The 19,029-nt window shown below is 68.4% G+C and carries 20 protein-coding genes and 3 pseudogenes; 14 read left to right on the plus strand and 9 right to left on the minus strand.

Going from position 1 to position 19,029, the window contains the following annotated elements:
- The first annotated feature begins 76 nt into the window (after positions 1 to 76).
- Complete coding sequence (locus tag PV734_RS40650; RefSeq protein ID WP_319294461.1) at positions 77 to 1,369, plus strand: MFS transporter; 1,293 nt, start codon at positions 77 to 79, stop codon at positions 1,367 to 1,369.
- 62 nt (positions 1,370 to 1,431) lie between these two features.
- Positions 1,432 to 2,679 (plus strand): aspartate aminotransferase family protein, encoded by a 1,248-nt coding sequence (locus tag PV734_RS40655; protein ID WP_319098444.1) that lies wholly within the window; start codon positions 1,432 to 1,434, stop codon positions 2,677 to 2,679.
- Here PV734_RS40655 and PV734_RS40660 read toward each other — a convergent pair.
- Together PV734_RS40660 and PV734_RS40665 are read right to left on the minus strand one after the other, a co-directional pair.
- A complete protein-coding gene (locus PV734_RS40660; RefSeq protein WP_319294463.1) occupies positions 2,676 to 2,852 on the minus strand; it encodes a hypothetical protein in 177 nt (58 codons plus the stop codon). The genes PV734_RS40655 and PV734_RS40660 overlap by 4 nt on opposite strands.
- A 163-nt stretch (positions 2,853 to 3,015) precedes the next feature.
- Positions 3,016 to 3,438, minus strand: a pseudogene (locus tag PV734_RS40665) (transposase); the annotation flags it as partial.
- A gap of 465 nt (positions 3,439 to 3,903) precedes the next feature.
- Here PV734_RS40665 and PV734_RS40670 point away from each other — a divergent pair.
- The 7 genes from PV734_RS40670 (at position 3,904) to PV734_RS40700 (ending at position 10,148) form a co-directional block, all read left to right on the plus strand.
- Positions 3,904 to 4,695, plus strand: coding sequence for a HipA family kinase (locus PV734_RS40670; RefSeq protein ID WP_319098446.1), 792 nt, complete (start codon positions 3,904 to 3,906; stop codon positions 4,693 to 4,695).
- Positions 4,692 to 5,075, plus strand: coding sequence for a DUF3037 domain-containing protein (locus PV734_RS40675; protein ID WP_319294465.1), 384 nt, complete (start codon positions 4,692 to 4,694; stop codon positions 5,073 to 5,075). The genes PV734_RS40670 and PV734_RS40675 overlap by 4 nt, the downstream gene beginning before the upstream one ends.
- 138 nt (positions 5,076 to 5,213) lie before the next feature.
- Positions 5,214 to 5,975, plus strand: coding sequence for a 3-oxoacyl-ACP reductase FabG (gene fabG / locus PV734_RS40680; protein ID WP_319098448.1), 762 nt, complete (start codon positions 5,214 to 5,216; stop codon positions 5,973 to 5,975).
- A gap of 17 nt (positions 5,976 to 5,992) precedes the next feature.
- Positions 5,993 to 6,751 (plus strand): SDR family oxidoreductase, encoded by a 759-nt coding sequence (locus tag PV734_RS40685; RefSeq protein ID WP_319098449.1) that lies wholly within the window; start codon positions 5,993 to 5,995, stop codon positions 6,749 to 6,751.
- Positions 6,752 to 7,102: 351 nt separating this feature from the next.
- Positions 7,103 to 8,683, plus strand: a complete 1,581-nt coding sequence (locus PV734_RS40690; RefSeq protein ID WP_319098450.1) for an ABC transporter substrate-binding protein — start codon at positions 7,103 to 7,105, stop codon at positions 8,681 to 8,683.
- Positions 8,684 to 8,801: 118 nt separating this feature from the next.
- Complete coding sequence (gene ung, locus PV734_RS40695; protein ID WP_319294467.1) at positions 8,802 to 9,485, plus strand: uracil-DNA glycosylase; 684 nt, start codon at positions 8,802 to 8,804, stop codon at positions 9,483 to 9,485.
- A 123-nt stretch (positions 9,486 to 9,608) separates the two neighbouring features.
- Entirely contained in the window at positions 9,609 to 10,148 is a 540-nt protein-coding gene (locus PV734_RS40700; protein ID WP_319098452.1) for a hypothetical protein, read from the plus strand.
- 87 nt (positions 10,149 to 10,235) lie between these two features.
- Here PV734_RS40700 and PV734_RS40705 read toward each other — a convergent pair whose 3' ends face one another.
- Together PV734_RS40705 and PV734_RS40710 are read right to left on the minus strand one after the other, a co-directional pair.
- Positions 10,236 to 10,736 (minus strand): hypothetical protein, encoded by a 501-nt coding sequence (locus tag PV734_RS40705; RefSeq protein ID WP_319098453.1) that lies wholly within the window; start codon positions 10,734 to 10,736, stop codon positions 10,236 to 10,238.
- A 152-nt stretch (positions 10,737 to 10,888) separates the two neighbouring features.
- On the minus strand, positions 10,889 to 11,407 hold the full coding sequence (locus tag PV734_RS40710; RefSeq protein WP_319098455.1) for a DinB family protein: 519 nt from the start codon (positions 11,405 to 11,407) through the stop codon (positions 10,889 to 10,891).
- Between the two features lie 129 nt (positions 11,408 to 11,536).
- Here PV734_RS40710 and PV734_RS40715 point away from each other — a divergent pair, with 129 nt between their 5' ends.
- Entirely contained in the window at positions 11,537 to 12,448 is a 912-nt protein-coding gene (locus tag PV734_RS40715) for a Gfo/Idh/MocA family oxidoreductase (RefSeq protein WP_319098457.1), read from the plus strand.
- Here PV734_RS40715 and lnt read toward each other — a convergent pair.
- Complete coding sequence (gene lnt / locus PV734_RS40720; protein WP_319294469.1) at positions 12,366 to 13,940, minus strand: apolipoprotein N-acyltransferase; 1,575 nt, start codon at positions 13,938 to 13,940, stop codon at positions 12,366 to 12,368. The genes PV734_RS40715 and lnt overlap by 83 nt on opposite strands.
- A 176-nt stretch (positions 13,941 to 14,116) precedes the next feature.
- Complete coding sequence (locus PV734_RS40725; RefSeq protein ID WP_319294471.1) at positions 14,117 to 14,644, minus strand: nuclear transport factor 2 family protein; 528 nt, start codon at positions 14,642 to 14,644, stop codon at positions 14,117 to 14,119.
- Between the two features lie 60 nt (positions 14,645 to 14,704).
- Between PV734_RS40725 and PV734_RS40730 the strand changes: the two are divergent.
- The 3 genes and pseudogenes from PV734_RS40730 to PV734_RS40740 all read left to right on the plus strand — a co-directional run.
- Positions 14,705 to 14,929 (plus strand): annotated as a pseudogene (locus tag PV734_RS40730) (DUF4291 family protein); the annotation flags it as partial.
- 126 nt (positions 14,930 to 15,055) lie between these two features.
- The gene (locus PV734_RS40735; protein WP_319098460.1) at positions 15,056 to 15,856 is read left to right on the plus strand and encodes a hypothetical protein; all 801 of its coding nucleotides are present in this window, start codon (positions 15,056 to 15,058) and stop codon (positions 15,854 to 15,856) included.
- A gap of 33 nt (positions 15,857 to 15,889) precedes the next feature.
- The gene (locus PV734_RS40740; RefSeq protein ID WP_319294473.1) at positions 15,890 to 16,393 is read left to right on the plus strand and encodes a DUF4291 domain-containing protein; all 504 of its coding nucleotides are present in this window, start codon (positions 15,890 to 15,892) and stop codon (positions 16,391 to 16,393) included.
- Between the two features lie 56 nt (positions 16,394 to 16,449).
- Here PV734_RS40740 and PV734_RS40745 read toward each other — a convergent pair whose 3' ends face one another.
- Complete coding sequence (locus PV734_RS40745) at positions 16,450 to 17,289, minus strand: DUF6585 family protein (RefSeq protein ID WP_319098462.1); 840 nt, start codon at positions 17,287 to 17,289, stop codon at positions 16,450 to 16,452.
- 224 nt (positions 17,290 to 17,513) lie between these two features.
- Here PV734_RS40745 and PV734_RS40750 point away from each other — a divergent pair, with 224 nt between their 5' ends.
- Positions 17,514 to 18,257, plus strand: coding sequence for an SDR family NAD(P)-dependent oxidoreductase (locus PV734_RS40750; protein WP_319294475.1), 744 nt, complete (start codon positions 17,514 to 17,516; stop codon positions 18,255 to 18,257).
- 94 nt (positions 18,258 to 18,351) lie between these two features.
- On the opposite strand, the gene PV734_RS40755 is transcribed toward PV734_RS40750, so the two are convergent.
- Together PV734_RS40755 and PV734_RS40760 are read right to left on the minus strand one after the other, a co-directional pair.
- The gene (locus PV734_RS40755) at positions 18,352 to 18,531 is read right to left on the minus strand and encodes a hypothetical protein (RefSeq protein ID WP_044472873.1); all 180 of its coding nucleotides are present in this window, start codon (positions 18,529 to 18,531) and stop codon (positions 18,352 to 18,354) included.
- Between the two features lie 112 nt (positions 18,532 to 18,643).
- Positions 18,644 to 18,772 (minus strand): annotated as a pseudogene (locus PV734_RS40760) (UDP pyrophosphate phosphatase); the annotation flags it as partial.
- Positions 18,773 to 19,029 lie beyond the last annotated feature (257 nt).

Consider the following 19,029-nt stretch of genomic DNA (forward strand, 5'->3'; position numbering starts at 1 on the left):
CTATCGGAGTGAGGAAACCGGGCGGCCTCGGGGCTCGCCGGTCTCTTCCCTGCGGCTGCGATGGTACGAGGGCGAAGTGAAGAGCGAAGAGAGCGAGAACGTCCTGTCCGGCGCGGCCGGGGCCCAGCCCGGCACGGTCCTGAGTGACGACCCCGCCAAGTGGTGGCGGAAGAGCCGGTTCCCGCTCTTCATCGGCTCGCGCGCATTGTCACTGACGGGTGACATGGCGGCGACATCGGCGCTGTCGATCCACGTCTACCAGAGCACCTCGTCGGGACTGGCAGTCAGCGGAGTGTTCGTGGCGCGCGTACTGCCGCGCATCTTCGGGGCGTTGGCGGGTGCGATCGGCGACAAGGTCGATCTGAGGCAGTTGCTCATCTGGTGCGATCTTGTCGCCGGCCTGGTCTTCGTGGTCATCGGCCTGTCCGCGCCGGGGTATTTGGTACTACTGGGCATGCTGCTGGTCGCCGAGTCGGTGGCGACGGTGGCCTCACCCGCCAGCGAGACCATGGTGGCCAGAACCATCCCGGACCACGCGTTGGCCCGGGCCAACGGCCTCGTGATGGCGGTCGAGGCCATCGGCTTCGCGGCGGGATCGGCGCTCGGGAGCCTGGCGGCCATCAGTTGGGGCTACCAGTACGCGCTCTACGCCAACGCGTCGTCGTTCGTCCTGTCGGCCCTTCTCATCTCAGTGATCCCCAAGGTGCCCCCCGTGGTGCGGGAGGACGCTGCGGGTACGGGTTTTCTCTCCGAGACCCTTGCCGGGCTCCGTGAACTCCGGGGCGATCGGCAGGTGATGGTCGTAGCGGTCGCCATGATCGGTGTGACGTTCGGCGCTGCCCTGGACCGTCCGGCGCTCGTCGTACTCACCCAGCACAACCTCGGCGGTTCAGGTGTGGGCTACGGCCTGGCGTTGGGCGGCGTCAGCTTCGGTGTGCTGGCGGCCACGGTCCTGATGGGCCGGTGGCGATTGCTGACGCCTTCGGCCACTGTCCTCCTCATAGGGGTGGCCCTGGAAGCACTGGGCCATCTGGCGATGGGACTTTCACCGATGGTCAGTTGGCTGGTTGTCGCGGCCTTCGTCGGCGGGTTCGGCAACGGGGTCGAGGCCATCAGCGGCACGACTCTCCTGCAACGGTCTTCCGCCAGTGGGTCGATCGGACTGCTGATGGGGGTCGTGATGAGCGGCTGTTACCTGGCTGACGCGATCGGGTCCATCGTCGGCGGCGCCATTGTCGGCGTCACCGGCGCACGTTGGAGTTTCGTGATCGCCGCCGCACTAATGGCCGGTTGCGCCATTGTCGTTGGCCTGTCCAGCCGGCAGCCGACGTCGGAGCGGTCGGGAAATTCGGTTGAGAGCTCGATTTGATGCACAAGGAGCGCACAATGATCTCACCGCAGGACTACCCGATGTGGCACGGAGGTCGTCCGATGTCACGAGTTCTGAGAGACACTCTCGACGAGTCGAATTTCGTGGTGGAGGGCACAGGCGTCCGGGTGCGCGACCAGGGCGGCCGCTGGTACCTCGACGCGCGTTCGGCATTGTGGAACGTGACCCTGGGCTACGACCATCCGAAACTGCTCGCCGCGTTACACGCGCAGGCCGACCAGCTGCCGTTCGGGACGCTGTTGTCCTATGGGCGACCGCCGGCCGTCTCCGTCGAGTTCGCCAAGGCTCTCGCGGCACGCCTGCCGGAGAACCTCCGGCATATACGCCTCGGCAGTACAGGTTCGCAGATGACCGAAGGGGCGATGCTCCTGTCGCGATTCTTCCGGCACGCGACCGGTGAGCCGGAGCGGACCGCGGTCATCAGCTTCGAAGGGAGCTATCACGGCATGGGTCCCGGGGCGACCACGCTGAGCGGAGTGCTGCGCGGGGCGCACAGCTGGTGCGGGCCGGCTCTGCCGGACGTCCACCATGTTTCTCCCTACGGCGACTGGACCGGTGCCGTGACGAAGCGAGTTGAGGAACTCGGTGGAGAGCGTGTCACCGCGGTGATCGTGGAGCCGCTGATGGGCAGTGTGGGCGTAATCCCGGATGCCGGTGATCTCGTACGCCTTGCGGCCTACCTCGCGGCCCAGGGCATCCATCTCATCGCAGACGAGGTCACGACGGGCTACGGCAGAACCGGCCACCTGTCGCGTGTCCTGCAACTCGGAGTAGTGCCCGACATCCTGGTCCTGAGCAAGGGGATCACCGCCGGATACGTACCCGGAGCGGCAATCGCTGTGAACGATGCGATATTCGACCCGCTCTTCGAGCTGGAGTCCGGTGAGGCGTTTCTGCACGGATCGACGACGGACGGCCACCCGCTCGCTGCAGCGGTCGGCCTCGCGGTGCTCGAGGTTCTCTACGAGGACGGGCTCATGGCCACCGTGGAAGCGAAGGGGAAGGTGCTTCAGGAAGCGCTCGAACAGGTCCACAAGGAGAACGTGCCTGGGGGCGAGGTGTCGGGTGTCGGGCTCATGCAGCGGTTCCGACTGCACGACGCGGACGGACAGCCGTGGTCCGTGGAGAAGATCGACCGATTGCACGCCGCCTGTGAGGAGGCGGGCCTGCTGACCAGCATCGGGGACGCCTGCCTGTGGTTCCTCCCGCCGCTGGTCATCACCGAGCGCGAGTGCGAGGAGATCGCGGAGCGGATGGTCGAGGCGTTCCGGGCCCTGAGAGGGCGTTAAGTCCGTTTCAGGTAGCGGCCTCGTCCGGGCTGGGTGAGGAAGCCTTGGCGGGTGGGGCGTCCGAGGCAGCTGTGGGTGATGTCGACGGTCGCCTCGTCGGTGGGTATCCCGAGGAGTTTGTGCAGATCACGGGCTCTGAATGCCTGGTCGGGGTGCTGGTTGAAGGCTTTCACGATGGCCTGGTGGACGGTGTTCGTCTCGGACGTTTCGGGCTCGGTCCCGGGTGGGACGCATGCGGTGATGACCTTCTGCGTGTGGCCAGGTCCGCGAGTCGCGCTTCGGTCTCGGTCAGGGCGGCGGTCAAGTGCGCGATCTGGTCGCGTAATTCGTCGGTCCGGGCCGGTGGTCGCACTCGCGGGCCAGGCGGCGGTGGAGCATCAATGTGCCGTGGACCTGCTCCACTCTCCATCGCCTGGGCTGCTGGACGAAGCCCTTGCCCCTGGTCATCGGGGTTGCGGCGCACGATCTCGACGTCGATGTCCATCAACGCCGTGGATGAGAACCTCGTCCTTGAAGTCCTGGTCCACCAGAACTTTCTCCAGACACATCCCGCACCGCTCGGCTGCCTGGTCGAGCAGGGCTGTGCCGGCAGCGTTGTCGTGGGCGGAGGCGGCCGGCACCACGACGCCGATGATTCAGTCCAAGGACGTCGAAGGCCAGCCCCCGGCTGCGCCCCGATACCTTTGATCGGCCGGCGTTCTCCCGTACCTGGCAGCGCAGGAGGTCCTGGATCCGCTGGTCGAGCCCGTCCTGACGCCACGAGTTCGTAGACCCGCGCGATGACTCCATCACGCCGGCCGACTACATCGCGATGCACGGGACGCCGGGCAGAGGCGGTGTCCAGAAGACCCGGGGCCACCCGGTGGAAGTGGAGCTTCCCCGGGGGAAACCGGAGGGGCAGGCGAGGAAGTTCTCGCTGCTCCTCACCGCCCGATTCGGCAACGCCGTAGCAGTGAACACGTGGAACACCTACACCTGGAGGCCCGCGTTGGCTCGGGCACTCCTCGCCCGCGATCACCCTCGGTTACTATGCTCACTTCATGCCAGACGCTGGAAGCAAGGGGCGAACCGCCATCGACGGACTGCTCGGGGAGCAGGGAGAACTGCGAGCCGGCCGAAACTCCCCAGATTCTCCCCAGGGTCGCTGACGGGCGATTCGCGCTACCGCGCCCCTCTGGTAGCGGTCGTGGATTTCAAGGTTGAAGAGATGGGTGGCCTGGGAAAATGCTGAAAGAGGTCACCGCGACCCGCTTCATCACGCCTCTGCGTGAGGGCGGTTCGCTGCCGGGGCTCGTCGAGGGTGACGATCTCGGGACGTACGTCATGAAGTTCACCGGCGCGGGACAGGGCCGCAAGACGCTCGTCGCCGAGGTCGTCTGCGGTGAACTGGCCCGCCGACTGGGGTTGCGGGTGCCCGGGCTGGTGACGGTCGCCCTCGACCCGGTGCTGGGCCTTGGTGAACCCGACCAGGAGGTGCAGGGGCTGCTCAGGTCGAGCGGTGGCACCAACCTCGGTATGGACTTCCTGTCGGGAGCCCTCGGCTTCGACCCCCTCGCTTTCGAGGTGAGTGCCGAGGACGCCGGGCGGGTGGTGTGGTTCGACGCACTCGTCAACAACGTCGACCGGTCCTGGCGCAACCCCAACCTGCTGATGTTGCACGGCGACCTGTGGCTCATCGACCACGGCGCCACGATGATCTGGCACCACAACTGGCCCGGCGTACAGGCGTCCGCCGCCAAGCCGTACGACGTCTCCGAGCACGCGCTCGCCCGCTTCGGGCCTGACATCGCCTCGGCCGCCGCCGAACTGGCGCCGCTGGTCACCGCCGAACTGCTCGCCGAGGTGACCGCGGAGATCCCCGACGCGTGGCTCGCGGACGAACCCGGGTTCGACTCCCCGGACGCGCTCCGACGGGCCTACGCGGAGCCGCTTCTCGCGCGTGCCGCCGTCATCCACGAGCGGCTCAAGGGCGCCACCGGCTTCAAGGGCGTCACGGGCTTCGAGGGGGAGAAGTGAGCGAGCGGGACGTCTTCGAGTACGCGCTGCTGCGGGTCGTACCGCGGATCGAGCGCGGTGAGTGCTTCAACGCCGGTGTCCTGGTGTACTGCCGCGCCAGGTCCTTCGTCGCGGCGCGTACACATCTGGACGAGGGCAAGCTGAGGGCGCTGGACCCAGCGGCCGACGTGGCCGGTGTGCGGGCCGCGCTGCATGCCGTGGAAGGGGTCTGCGCGGGCGGCGAAGCGGCAGGTCAGGCCGGGTTGGACGACGCCGGGCGGCGCTTTCGCTGGCTGATCGCGCCGCGTTCGACGGTGGTCCAGCCGGGGCCTGTGCACACCGGGCTCACGGCCGATCCGATGGCCGAGACGGAGCGACTGCTGGCTCTGCTGGTCAGGTAATGGCTCACACCGGAGTGACATGGCGTTGACACCGGGTGCCAGGACTTCTAGCGTCACGGGTACCGAAGGTACTAAGCGGTCGCTCACCTGAGGGCGTACCGTGGACCGCAGGCTTTTCAAGGGCGAGGAGAACCAGCAATGTCCACCACTGAGCAGCGGGTCGCCGTGGTCACCGGCGGCGCGCGAGGCATCGGCGCCGCGACCGCCGTACGACTGGCGGCGGAGGGCCGCGCCGTCGCGGTGATCGACCTCGACGAGGCCGCGTGCAAGGACACCGTCGAGAAGATCACCGCGGCCGGTGGCAAGGCGATCGCTGTCGGCTGCGACGTCTCCGACGAGGCGCAGGTCGCGGCCGCGGTCACGCGCATCGCCGAGGAACTGGGCGGACCCACGATCCTCGTCAACAACGCGGGCGTCCTGCGCGACAACCTGCTCTTCAAGATGAGCGTGTCCGACTGGGACACGGTCATGAACGTGCACCTGCGCGGCGCCTTCCTGATGTCGAGGGCCTGTCAGAAGTACATGGTGGACGCCAAGTTCGGCCGGATCGTCAACCTGTCCTCGTCCTCCGCCCAGGGCAACCGGGGTCAGGTCAACTACTCCGCCGCCAAGGCCGGTCTCCAGGGCTTCACCAAGACCCTCGCCCTCGAACTCGGCAAGTTCGGCGTCACCGCGAACGCCGTCGCCCCCGGCTTCATCGCCACCGACATGACCGCCGCCACCGCCGAGCGCGTCGGCATGGGCTTCGAGGACTTCAAGGCCGCCGCCGCGACCCAGATCCCGGTGCAGCGCGTCGGCACCCCGGACGACATCTCCAACGCGATCGCCTTCTTCACGGACGAGGCCGCCGGATTCGTCTCCGGCCAGGTGCTGTACGTCGCCGGCGGACCGCTCGACTAAAGGCCGGGGAACAGGAAATGACCACAGTGGAACTCTCGGGCAAGGTCGCCCTCATCACGGGCGCCAGCCGGGGCATCGGCTACGGCATCGCGGAAGCGCTCATCGCGCGCGGTGACCGGGTCTGCATCACCGGACGCAACGAGGACGCGCTCAAGGAAGCCGTCGAGGCACTCGGTGCCGACCGGGTCATCGGTGTGGCCGGCAAGGCCCACGACGAGGCCCACCAGGCCGTCGCCGTCGAGCGCACCATCGAGGCGTTCGGGCGCGTCGACTTCCTCGTCAACAATGCCGGTACGAACCCGGTGTTCGGGCCGATCGCCGACCTCGACCTCAACGTGGCACGCAAGGTCTTCGAGACGAACGTCGTCTCGGCGCTCGGGTTCGCCCAGAAGACCTGGCACGCCTGGCAGAAGGACAACGGCGGGGCGATCGTCAACATCACGTCCGTCGCGGGCCTCTCGGCCTCGCCGTTCATCGGCGCGTACGGCATCAGCAAGGCCGCGATGGACAACCTGACCGTGCAACTGGCGTTCGAGTACGCGCCCGGGGTACGGGTCAACTCGATCGCGCCGGCGGTCGTGAAGACCAAGTTCGCGCAGGCGCTCTACGAGGGCCGCGAAGAGGAGGCGGCCGCCGCCTACCCGCTCGGCCGGCTCGGCGTACCCGCCGACATCGGGGGCGCCGCCGCGTTCCTGACCTCGTCCCAGGCCGCCTGGATCACCGGCCAGACGCTCGTTGTCGACGGAGGCATCTTCCTCAAGGCCGGCAACAGCTGACCTGTCGGTACGGAGTGAGGCGGGCGCTCGTCGAAAGGCGGGCGCCCGCTTCCGTGTGACGCCGAGTTGCTCGAGGTGTCCGGGAGCGGTCGGGCAGTGGGTTTTGACGTCTGCTTTGCCATTTACCGGAAGATGCATGGCGAAAAGCCTTTATGTCGACCGCTGCAAACTTATGCGTGTCACCTGACAGAAAAAGCTTCGGTGTCGACGCCCGAGGTCACACCGTCAGAGGGCGGTGCCGTCCGATACGTGCTGATCAAGTGGCCTGCCAAGAAGCTGGACCACCCGGTGGGGCACTGCGGTATGGTCTGCCGACCGTTGGCTTGGTATGGCAGATCGAGGAGCGTGCGCGTGTTCAACCGGAACCGGGGCCTGCGGCAGCTGGCGACAGCCGCGTCCATATCCATGGTCGCCGGATGCGGAGTCTTCTCCTCCGACTCCTCCAACGAGGGGAAGCCGATCGTCGTGGGGACGACCAGCGAGCCCAGCACACTGGACCCGGCCGCCTCCTGGGACAACTCGTGGGAGCTGTTCCGCAACGTGCACCAGACGCTCCTCAACTTCGACACCGGCGGGACCGAGCCCAAGCCGGACGCCGCCGAGAGCTGCGAGTTCACCGACAGTTCGAGCACGGTGTACAGCTGCGAGCTGCGCGACGGCCTGAAGTTCTCCGACGGACACGACCTGGACGCGCGGGCGGTCAAGTACTCCATCGACCGGATCAGGACGATCAACGTCAACGGCGGCCCCGCCGGACTGCTGACCAGTCTCGACCGGATCGAGCTGAAGGGCGACCGCGGGATCGTCTTCCATCTGAACCAGGCCGACGCGACCTTCCCCTTCGTGCTCTCCACGCCCGCCATGTCGATCGTGGACCCCGAGGAGTACCCCGCGAAGTCCCTCCGCCAGGACGGCAAGGTCAACGGCTCCGGGCCGTACACCCTGGAGTCCTACGACGAGGGCGACAAGGCCGTACTCGTCAAGAACGACCGCTACAAGGGCATCGCGTCTCCCAAGAACGACGCCGTCACCATCCGCTACTTCCAGAAGTCGTCCGCGTTGGCCGACGCCCTTCGGGACAAGTCGATCGACGTCGTCTACCGAGGTCTCAGCGCCGACGACATCGTCGACATCGAGGACAACGAGAAGAAGGAGGGGCTCCAACTCGTCGAGAACGCCACCACCGAGATCAGCTACCTGGTGTTCAACCCCAAGGACCCCTGGTCGAGCAAGCTCTCGGTCCGCAAGGCGATCGCCCAGATCGTCGACCGCCCGGCGCTCGCCCACAACATCTACAAGGACACCGTCGAGCCGCTGTACTCCATGATCCCCAAGGGTCTGGTCGGCCACACCACGGGCTTCTTCGACAACTTCGGCAATCCCAGTTCCTCCAAGGCGCGGCAGATCCTCCTTGAGGACGGCATCACCGAACGGGTCCCGCTCACCCTCTGGTACACGAGCGACCGTTACGGTTCCCAGACCAAGCCGGCCTTCGAGGAGCTGAAGCGGCAGCTGGAGTCCTCCGGCCTCTTCACCGTCACGCTGGAGAGCCGCCCCTGGAAGACCTACGTGGACGGCTACCAGAAGGGCGAGTACCCGGTGTTCGGGCGCGGCTGGTTCCCCGACTTCCCCGACGCCGACAACTTCATCGCCCCCTTCGTGGGTGAGCAGAACGCGCTCGGTACGCCGTACAAGTCCCCCGAGATCACCGGCGTCCTGCTGCCCGAGTCACGCCGCGAGAGCGACCGCGGGGCCGTGGGTGATCAGTTCAAGGCGGCTCAGCAGATCCTCCTGGACGACGCCCGCCTGCTGCCGCTGTGGCAGGGCAAGCAGCATGTGGCGGCGAGCGAGGAGATCGGCGGCGCCGAGGTGTCCATCGACCCGGCGACGATGATGGTGATGTGGCAGCTGTACTGGAAGACCAGCTGGTAGCGGAGCCCGAGGCAGGGGCAGGGGCCGACGTCGTTTCCCGTCGGCGGTGACCCGTTGTCAGTGGGCGCCGGTAGGTTCTTCGGTGAGTGGAACACACCGCACATCGGAGGAAGTTCACGTGACCGACATCGCCATGCTGCCCGAGTCCTGGCGCGGCGTCCTGGGTGACGAGCTGCAGCAGCCCTACTTCAAGGAGCTGACCGAGTTCGTCGAGGAGGAGCGGGCGAAGGGTCCTGTCTATCCTCCGCGCGACGAGGTGTTCGCCGCGCTCGCCGCGACCCCGTACGACAGGGTGAAGGTCCTGATCCTCGGTCAGGACCCCTACCACGGCGAGGGGCAGGGCCACGGCCTGTGCTTCTCGGTCCGCCCCGGTGTGAAGACCCCGCCCTCTCTCCGCAACATCTACAAGGAGATGAAGGAGGAGCTGGGCACGCCCGTTCCCGACAACGGCTATCTGATGCCGTGGGCCGAGCAGGGCGTGCTGCTGCTCAACGCGGTGCTCACGGTCCGTTCCGGCGAGGCCAACTCGCACAAGGGGAAGGGCTGGGAGAGGTTCACGGACGCGGTGATCCGGGCCGTGGCCGATCGTCCCGACCCGGCGGTGTTCGTCCTGTGGGGCAACTACGCGCAGAAGAAGCTCCCGCTCATCGACGAGGAGCGGCACGTGGTGGTGAAGGGGGCGCACCCGTCGCCGCTGTCGGCGAAGAAGTTCTTCGGTTCGCGCCCGTTCACCCAGATCAACGAGGCGGTGGCCGGTCAGGGCCACGAGCCGGTCGACTGGACGATTCCCGACCTGGGCTGAACCCGGAGCGGTGAGCCGTGTCGCCGGGCCGGTGTCGCACCGGCCCGCCTGACCACGATTGTCAGTGCCTGGAGCTAGCGTCGGGAAGGACAACGGGCACAGCTGACGAGGGTGGAGGGTGCGGTGACGGAGCGGCGGGATCAGGTGGCACCGGATGCCATGATGACCAGGATCGGACAGGCCGTCATGCTGCATCACGGCGGTGACCGCGAGGAGGCCCGGGGGCGTCTCCTGGTGCTGTGGGCGGAGATCGGCGCGGCCGGTGACCCCCTGCACCGATGCACACTCGCGCACTACATGGCCGACACGCAGGACGACCCCTCGGACGAACTGGCTTGGGATCTCCGGGCGTTGTCGGCGGCGCAGGAGCTGTCGGACGAACGGGTCGCGGAGGTCGTACAGCACGAGGGGGCCCTCGCGGTGCGCGCCCTGTACCCGTCGCTGCATCTGAACCTCGCCGCCGACTACGTGAAGCTGGACCGCCCCGACGCCGCCCGGACCCACATCCGACGCGCCCGGGGCGCGGCCGCCGCCCTGGGCGACGACAGTTACGGCGACGGGGTCAGGGCGGCCATCGGTCGGCTGGAGCAGCGACTGGGGGAGGGGGACTCCTCCGGGGGGCCGGAAGGGGATTCCTGGGGGACGCCGAGACAGTGGCCCTGAGGGGTCCCGTACGGCTCCGGGAAGTGCCCGCCCGTCAGCGGTCCTGCCCGGACCGCTCGACTGATCTCCGGACCGACCCCCGCGGGCTCAACGCCCGTACGCCTCCTTGCAGATGACCGTCTGGGGGCTGTCCTTGCCCCAGCCGCCGTACTTCCTGCCGAGGGCGCACACATCCGTGTTCTCGCGTACGGGGCGGGACACGTCGGGGACTTCGACGCGGGGCTGGGTGTGGCGGCGCTGCGGCTTCGGCGGACGCTTCTTCGGCTTGGTCCGGCGGGGCGGAGGCGCCGGAGCGGCAGCCGGTGGCGGCGCGGGCGCCGCTCCGGCCGGGCGGTGCCGCTCGTCCACGGCCCGGGGGGCCCGAGGGGCCTTGGGGGGCTCTCGGTCGGGGCCGATGAGCTCCAGTGCCTCCCGCGCGGGGGCCTGCACGATCTGGGGTTCGGCCCGGACGTCCGGACGTGGCACCGACACCTGGGACGGCGCCGGGAACGGGCCGGGAGCGGTCGGGTGCTGGATCGTGACGCAGCCGGAGAGGGCCGTGACAGCCACGGTCACCAGGAGCGTTGCGGTGGTCGTCGTTCGATGCACTCGCGCAACTCTGCTGCGTCCGGCCCGTTTCGCAGCCGTGGACGACCGCAGGATGCCCCACACGGGTGATCTCCGGCCCCTTAAGAAGGGGGCGAGGGGGTCCCGGCTGACGGCCTGGGCCGGTTCGACGCACGCACCTGCACCGGCTCGCCTCAGTCGCCGGTCGTTCCGTCGATCCGTTCGCGGAGCAGGTCGGCGTGGCCGTTGTGGCGGGCGTACTCCTCGGTCATGTGCGTGTAGATCCAACGCAGGTTGAACGGTTCGTCACCGCGCCTGTTCCTGCCCTTCGAGAGGTCGTCGAGGCCGAAGCCGGCGGCATTGGTCCGAGCGATCCCGATCTCGGCCTGCCAGGTGCCGTACGCCTCCTCCCAGGTGTCCGCCTCGGTCAGGTGGAACTCGCCGTCCGGATCCTCCTCGCTGTAGTAGATCGGGCCCACGGCCTCGGCCACGAGGACCTTGCGGAACCAGCCGCGCTCGACCTCTGCCATGTGTCGCACCAGGCCCATCAGGGAGAGCTCGGAGGGTTCGACCGATGTGGCCCTGAGCTGGGCGTCGGTCAGGCCCTCGCACTTCCACGCCAGGGTCTGCCGGTGGTAGTCCAGCCAGCCCTCCAGCATGGTGCGTTCGTCGGCGTTCTGGGCGGGTTCGCTGCGCGGGACCTGTGTCGTCATGCAGGCATGATCGCTCACGGAGACCGCCTCCACCATGTGTTTTCCGCCGGGCTCGGCCTGCCTGCGAAGCCTTTGGCGGCCGTATGCTTCCCGGATGACCCCGGCAGGGCAACCACTGAAGGAGACCCCGTGAAGGTCGGCTGCATCGGACTCGGTGACATCGCGCGGAAAGCCTATCTGCCGGTGCTGGGCGCGCGGGCCGAGGTCGAACTGCATCTGCACACACGGACGCCCACGACACTCGCCCGGGTCGCCGACGAACTGCGGCTGCCGGCCGGGCAGCGGCACGCCGGCCTCGACGAGCTGATCGCCCAGGGCCTCGACGCGGCCTTCGTGCACGCGCCCACCGTCGTGCACCCGGAGATCGTGACCAGGCTGCTGGAGGCGGGCGTGCCCACGTACGTCGACAAGCCTCTCGCGTACGAACTCGCCGAGTCGGAGCGGCTGGTGAGGCTGGCGGAGGAGCGCGGTGTCTCGCTCGCCGTCGGGTTCAACCGGCGCTTCGCGCCCGGGTACAACCAGTGCGCCGACCATCCGCGCGAGCTGATCCTGATGCAGAAGAACCGCATCGGACTGCCCGAGGAACCCCGCGCGATGATCCTCGACGACTTCATCCATGTCGTGGACACGCTGCGGTTCCTGGTACCGGGCCCGATCGACGACGTGACCGTGCGCGCCCGCACCGAGGGCGGTCTGCTGCACCACGTGGTGCTCCAGCTCGCCGGGGACGGCTTCACCGCGCTCGGCGTGATGAACCGGCTCAGCGGCTCGGCCGAGGAGATCCTCGAAGTGTCCGGGCAGGACACCAAGCGTCAGGTGATCAACCTCGCCGAGGTGATCGACCACAAGGGACAGCCGACCGTACGGCGGCGCGGCGACTGGGTGCCGGTGGCGCGGCAGCGCGGAATCGAACAGGCTGTGCTCGCCTTCCTCGACGCCGTGCGCACGGGCAAGGTGCTCAGCGCCCGGGACGCACTGGCGACCCATGAGCTGTGCGAACGGGTGGTACGAGCGGTGGAGAAGCGGACCGACGCCGCCTGAGCAGGCCCAGGCCCTCGACGCCGCCCAGGACGACGATGACCAGGACGGCCGCGTGCACCGGCCAGTCACCGAAGCGGACGTACGGCGTGACACCCCGGGCCAGCGGTACGTCGTACACCGCCGAAGTGCTCGCGTCGGTGCCGAGCCAGGAGCCGACGCGTTCGCCGCTCGGGCCGTAGACGGCGGAGACGCCGGTAAGCGTGGCGTGGACCATGGGGCGGCCGGTCTCGGCGGCACGCAGGGCGGCGATCGACGCGTGCTGCTCGGGGGCCCAGCTGTGCTGGAACGACGAGGTCGACGACTGCGCGACGAGCAACTCGGCGCCGTCCTGGGCGAGATGGCGGCTCATGTCGGGGAACGCGGACTCGAAGCAGACCATGGGCCCGATACGCAGCCCGTGCCCGACGTTCATCACCACCTGCTCGGTGCCGCGTTTGCGGTCCTCGCCCGCCGCCTTGCCGACGGAGGTGGCCCAGCCCAGCAGCGAACGCGCCGGAACGTACTCACCGAAGGGCACGAGCCGCATCTTGTCGTACCGGTCGCCGGTGGGGCCGTCCGGCCCGACGAGCACCGAACTCTTGTAAATGCCGGGCCGGTCGGAGCGCCTGGCATCCACGTTGACGAGAATGTCGGTCCCGGTCGCGCGTGACAGCGACGCAAGCCGTTTCGCCAGGTCGGGACGGTCGGCGAGGTCATAGCCGACGCTGCTCTCGCCCCAGACGACCAGATCCACGTCCTGCCCGGCCAGCCGACGCGTCAGCGCCTCCTCGAGCGCGAACCGTTTCCCGGCACTGTCCGCACCGTCGACGATGCCCGGCTGCACGACTGCGATCCGAACCCGGCCGTCCGCCTCCGGACGCGGTGACCACATCCAGGCCGCGGAGGTCACGGCGGCGGTGGCGAGGAGCCCGGCCACGGCCGGAGCCCGGGAGGCGCGCACCGTGACCAGCACGGCGACCGCCACGTTCACGGTCACCACCAGAAAGCTGAGCAGCCACACCCCGCCGACCGAGGCCAGCCGAAGCGCGGGCGCCACCTGCCACTGGCTGGATCCGATCATTCCCCAGGGCCCGCCCAGCCCCTGCCACGAGCGGACCAGCTCGACCATGAGCCACGCCGACGGCAGCACGACGAGCCCGGCGGCGATCCGCCCGGCCGACGCGCCGACCGCCAGGAACCGGCGTACGAGCAGGCCCCAGGGTGCCCAGAGCGCGCCCAGCAGCGCCGCGAGGACGAAGATGAACACATGGAGGCTCGGCAGCAGCCAGTGGTGCACCGCCACCATGAACCCGAGCCCGCCGAACCAGCCGTCGTACGCCGCCCGTTTGCCGGTGGGCGCGGACCGGACGAGCAGGATCCAGGGCACGAGCGCGACGTACGCGAACCACCACAGGGCCGGCGCCGGGAAGGCGAGCATCGGCAGGGAACCGGCAAGCGCGGCGACGACAGAACGCCGCCAGGGGGAGGCGAGCCAGTGGCCGGGCAGTTTCATACGGCGCCTCCTACCAGTCGGTTCCCCCGGATCACCGGTTCGACTACCCGGTCGATCACCCCTTACGTGTGTCCAGTGTGCGCGGTGTGGACGATCTCGGACCAGCAGGACTCCGGCCAGGAACGCTGGATTCCTCGTACGGCGTACGACCGCTGGTCCGTGCGCCGGGTGAAGCGTCAGTCGCCGGCCGGTTCGGGGACGGGTTCGGTGGCCGGGTCGGTGGCCCGTGCCGGCATGCGGCGCCACTTCTCCTGCACGACCACTTCGCGCAACCGCCAGCCGTCCGCAGTCCGGATCAGCCCGAAGGCGTAACGGCCACCGCACACGAAGTCGGGCGCGGTGGACGCGATTCCGGCTCCGCCTCCACGGTCCCGGTCCGCGAGGCGCATGGGATTGACGTAGTCGGCCTGGACGCGGGCCGTGTCGCCGGTGTCCTGCTCCAGGATGCCGAAGCCGACCCGGCGGTTGACGATCAGATGCTGCCGCATCGGAAACAGTTCCATGCTCTGCCTGAGCCACCCGGCCACCTGCCGGGCGTCCCCCTCGATGCCGCCGGCCGAACGGTAGTCGGCCCGTCCGTCCGGCGCGAACAGTTCCACGTACGTCTCCCAGTCGCCGTCGTCGACCGCCACCGCGTACGCGGTGACGAGTTCGTCGAGGGAGAGCCGGTCCATCACGGTCGCGAGCTCCACACGCTGCGTCATCGGCTCAGCGTTGGGCACGGGGCGGGCACAACCAAGGGAGGCGCGGATATTCGGTGGCCGATGAGCGCGTCCGGCCCCGAAGCTGGTCGCGTGAACGATCAGACCATCGGCCTTTCGGGCGTCTCTGACACCCAGGAACCCAAGTACCGTGTACGCGCCCGGCACACGGCGTCCACCGTGACCGTCTATCAGGCCTACCGCCCGGAGATCGGCCTCCCGGCGGCCCGCGCGGGGCGCTTCCCGGCGACGTGGAAGCGGGACCGTATGACATGGGTCATCAAGCCGTGCCGACAGACTATTGGGCGTTGCTGACTACGAAGGCTGAGGAGCGGTGGGCCCGCAGGTCGGGCCTGGCACCTGGAGCCAGCCCGCTCGGTAGACGTCGCACCCAGTGCGTTAGCCTCGCGAACTGTGTCAGACCTACCCGATTTTCATAGTGCGACCATCGACGCGATAGTCGATCACGCCGGCCGCTCGACGCTTCCCTTCCAGCGAGGCCACCGGAGGGAACAGCACGCCACGGCCTTCTGGTTCAACGAACTCGTGGAGACGACCGCCGACGGCGAGGTCATCCGGCAGTACCTGGTGACTGCCAGCGAGCCGGCGAGAGTCGAGTTGGCCGAGTTCACCCTGCGCCCGGACTTGTGCGCACCCGCGATGAGCGCGGAGAAGCTGATGATGATCGACTTCGCGGAGGGCTGGACTCATCTCGGCGATCTGGGGGTGGCAGTCATGCCCACCACCGGATTGCACGCGCACGGCGCTCGCAAGGGGTGGCGCTGGACGACCGACGAGATCACCGACGGCATCGCTGCGACGGAACAGGACATTGCCGACCTCGGGGAGCACCCGATCGCGGCCTACGTGCTGGGGCACATCACCGAGGACGGTGACCGGGAACAGGCGGTGATCCTCGGCGAGGTTACGTGCACCAGCGACGGCAGCATCCATTGGAGCGGAGACCTGCCGCAAGGGTGCGTGGGTGCGCCGGTATTTATCGGCGCCCGCCTCAGCGGGAACAGTTTCAAGCTGGTTTGTCTGGGGGTGATGCTGCGCGCCGACGGTCACTACGTGATTGCCCCGTTCGACCGGATCCGCGCCGCGCTCGCCACCTTCGGCGCCATTCCCTCGAACGCTGCGTCAGTCTCTGACGGGACTGCTGCCCCTCGGGCGACCGAGCCGAAACGGCGCTGGTGGCAGCGACGCGGCTGATCCTGCCCAACATCCTCAGAGGTACGTCCAGGGATGACCAGCCCGGACACCTTTGGCGGAAAGGTCTGTGAACGCGGCTTGACATGGATCAAGCCCAGCTTTCTCTGGATGATGTACCGCTGTGGATGGGCCACCAAGGAGGGCCAGGAGACCGTCCTCGCTGTGGAGATCACCCGTGAGGGATTCGAGTGGGTGCTTCGGCACGCGTGTCTGTCGCACTACGTGCCGGAACTGCATGCTGACCGGGCCGAGTGGCAGCGCCAGTTGAAGCGGGCTCCGGCGCGGGTGCAGTGGGATCCGGAACGGGATCTGCGTCTCGGCCCCCTTCCCTACCGTTCGCTCCAGCTGGGGCTCGCGGGCGAGGCGGCGGTGCGGTACGCCGACGAGTGGATCGTCGGGATCGAGGACGTGACGCCGCTGGCCGACCAGATCCATGCGCATGTGCGTGCGGGCGAACTGGTACGAGCGGCTGCGTTGTTGCCGGCGGAGCTGCCGTATCCGGTGGCGGAGGGGACCGTGTCGCGTCTGCGGGGATAGGTCCGCGGGGCGAGCCCAGTTCTGATGCGTGATGGTCGGGACGAGTGGTCTCCGGCTCACCTGGTCTGCTGTGCGGCCCGACGCAAGGCGTCCGACAAGGTGAGGAACAGAACGGCGTCCGGCACGGCCGCGACCGGCTCCCGGACCGGCTTGCGCTCACCGATCACCACCACGCAGACGGTCGATCCCATCAGCTCGACCTCGCTGATCTTCTTCCAGTCCATGACGGTGTCCCCGTGCTCGAGTCCGGCCAGGCTCACCGTGAACGGCCCGAACTCCACTCGTCCGCCGCTCTCCAACAACGCGCTCAGCTCGGCCATGCGGACCGTGGCGTCTTCTTCGGCGATCCGGTTCTGGACCGCCACCCAGCTGTTCGCGATCAGGGCGCAGACCTGCTCGGCGTCGGGCGCGTCACCCGACACCGTGAAGTTGCCGGCGGGCATCCGGACGTACACGGAATGTGTGGTGGACATGGTGACCCCGTTGCGCACGAGGTCCGTCGCATGACGCTGGCAGCTGGTGATCTCGTCCCAGGCCCCGGCGATCGGTGGCTGCGAACCGTACTGGTAGACGACACCGTGCTCGAAAACGACACACCAGGTGACCGGCCTGAACAGTGCGACCAGGGGGACGGCAATCGCTCCGAGGAAGGAGCACGCACCAAGGATGATGAAGAGGATCGCGTTCGTCCACTCACTCTCACCCTTGATGACGAAGAACATCATCACGCAGAACGCCGTGACGAGCAGGAACATGATCGAGCCCGCCCAGGACACCGCACTGGTCCGGGTACGAAAGGCGTATCGACCGGCGCCGAGTTGCCGCTCGAACGCCGCACCCGGCACGGTTTCCGGGATCTCGTCCCATGGATTTCCAGCCCCCACAGTCACTCCCACCCCGCGCTTCTGTGCCCCAACTGGCTTGCCAACAAGTCAAGTTGACGATCCAGAATATCGTCGAGATGCTACGGCGTCTGGCTGGAAACCGGTAGACGATCGTCTGCGGCCCGGCTGTTGCCGGTGGAGCTGCCGACCCCCTCGACGAGGATGTGCTCGCGCGCCTGCGACCGTGGAGGGCGTGGAGGACCTGGTGCGGAGCGACGCGATTCGGAGGTACGTCCATGAGCGGGTCGTCGGTCACTGTGGTCACCGGGGGCAGTCGGGGTATCGGTGCCGCGGTCTGTCTGCGGCTCGCGGCGGACGGTCATGATGTCGCGGTGGGTTATGTGCGGGACGCGCGGGCGGCCGAGTCGGTCGCGGCGGGGGTGCGGGAGGCGGGCCGTCGGTGTGTGACGGTTCAGGTGGACACCTCGGTCGAGGCGGAGGTGGACCGGCTTTTCGACACGGTGGAGGAGCGGCTCGGGACGGTCACGGGGCTGGTGAACAACGCCGGTGTGACAGGGCCGCTGGGCAGGCTCGCCGACACGGACCCCGCCGATCTGCGGCGCGTGGTGGAGGTCAACCTGCTGGGGACGCTGCTCTGTTCGCGCCGGGCCGCGCTCTCCATGACGGCGCGGGGAGCCGGCGTCATCGTGAACGTGTCCTCGGCGGCCGCCACTCTTGGCAGCCCTGGCGACTATGTGCACTACGCGGCGACCAAGGCGGCGATCGACGCGCTCACCGTGGGCCTGGCGAAGGAACTCGGCCCTGACGGCGTCCGCGTCAACGCGGTGGCCCCGGGCATCATCGACACCGAGATGCACTCGACGATGGGCGACCCGGGCCGGGCGGCACGAGCGGCCCCGGCGATTCCGCTCCGCAGGCCGGGGCTGGCCGGGGAAGTCGCGGCTGCCATCGCCTGGTTGATGTCCCCGGAGGCCTCGTACACGACGGGCGCGGTGCTGCGGGTGTCGGGCGGGCGGTGACGCTGCGTGGCAGGTAGGGGCGGGGGAGGAGACGTAGGGGATCAGTGGTGCGGGGCGCCGGTGAGCGCCCTGCTTTCCCTCGTGGACCTTGTGGTCAGGCGGCCTCGATGATCTCGCCGCGTATCGCCGCGGCCCACTTGACCACCAACAGCTCGTACTCCTCGCGCTCTTGGGCCGAGAGGGTTCCGCCCGCGCGGAGCCAGAGCGCACGGATCTGCTCGTTCAGCACAGCGGCAGACCGCACGGAACCAGGGGCCAGGGAATCGGGGGACATGCGCACCAGCGTAGGGGCAAGGACTGACACTGCGCTACCAAGTGGCTACTCGTCCGGTATGTGGTTGGTCACGGTCGGATGATCGTCCGCCGTGACCGCCGGTCCCTGGACGTCAGTTCGACGACTCGGCCGCGTGCGGGCTCAGGGCGCCCGACGCCACCAGGGCGATGATCACGATGCCGAGGGCCACGCGGTAGTAGACGAACGGCATGAACGACTTCGTCGAGATGAATTTCATGAACCCGCGGGTCTCCACGCGATGTGACCGTGTCGGTCTTCGTCCAGCCACTTCTTGCCGCCGTGACGAAGCAGGTGCAGCCGCTTCCTGGCGTACGCGGTTGCGGGGATCTCCGGAAGGGGACGGCGGGAGGTGACCAGCTGGGGCTGGTTCGGGCGAACCCTCGTGAACTCCTCGAAGGCTGGTCGACCGTGGGCGAGACCGGCTGCCAGTAGGAGTAGCTGAAGTTCGCGTTGGCCAGCCGCCCTGTCCTTGCCGGA

Origin of the sequence: Streptomyces sp. AK08-02 (assembly GCF_033795085.1) — a bacterium.
In the GTDB taxonomy this organism is placed as follows: domain Bacteria; phylum Actinomycetota; class Actinomycetes; order Streptomycetales; family Streptomycetaceae; genus Streptomyces; species Streptomyces echiniscabiei.

Excerpts from the sequence above, each read along its gene's own strand:
- PV734_RS40710 (WP_319098455.1), bottom strand. The coding sequence starts at position 11,407 with ATGACGACACAGGTCCCGCGCAGCGAACCCGCCCAGAACGCCGACGAA.
- PV734_RS40655 (WP_319098444.1), top strand. The coding sequence starts at position 1,432 with ATGTCACGAGTTCTGAGAGACACTCTCGACGAGTCGAATTTCGTGGTG.
- PV734_RS40750 (WP_319294475.1), top strand. The coding sequence starts at position 17,514 with ATGAGCGGGTCGTCGGTCACTGTGGTCACCGGGGGCAGTCGGGGTATC.
- fabG (WP_319098448.1), top strand. The coding sequence starts at position 5,214 with ATGTCCACCACTGAGCAGCGGGTCGCCGTGGTCACCGGCGGCGCGCGA.
- PV734_RS40685 (WP_319098449.1), top strand. The coding sequence starts at position 5,993 with ATGACCACAGTGGAACTCTCGGGCAAGGTCGCCCTCATCACGGGCGCC.
- PV734_RS40755 (WP_044472873.1), bottom strand. The coding sequence starts at position 18,531 with ATGTCCCCCGATTCCCTGGCCCCTGGTTCCGTGCGGTCTGCCGCTGTG.
- PV734_RS40670 (WP_319098446.1), top strand. The coding sequence starts at position 3,904 with ATGCTGAAAGAGGTCACCGCGACCCGCTTCATCACGCCTCTGCGTGAG.
- PV734_RS40740 (WP_319294473.1), top strand. The coding sequence starts at position 15,890 with ATGACCAGCCCGGACACCTTTGGCGGAAAGGTCTGTGAACGCGGCTTG.
- PV734_RS40725 (WP_319294471.1), bottom strand. The coding sequence starts at position 14,644 with ATGACGCAGCGTGTGGAGCTCGCGACCGTGATGGACCGGCTCTCCCTC.
- lnt (WP_319294469.1), bottom strand. The coding sequence starts at position 13,940 with ATGAAACTGCCCGGCCACTGGCTCGCCTCCCCCTGGCGGCGTTCTGTC.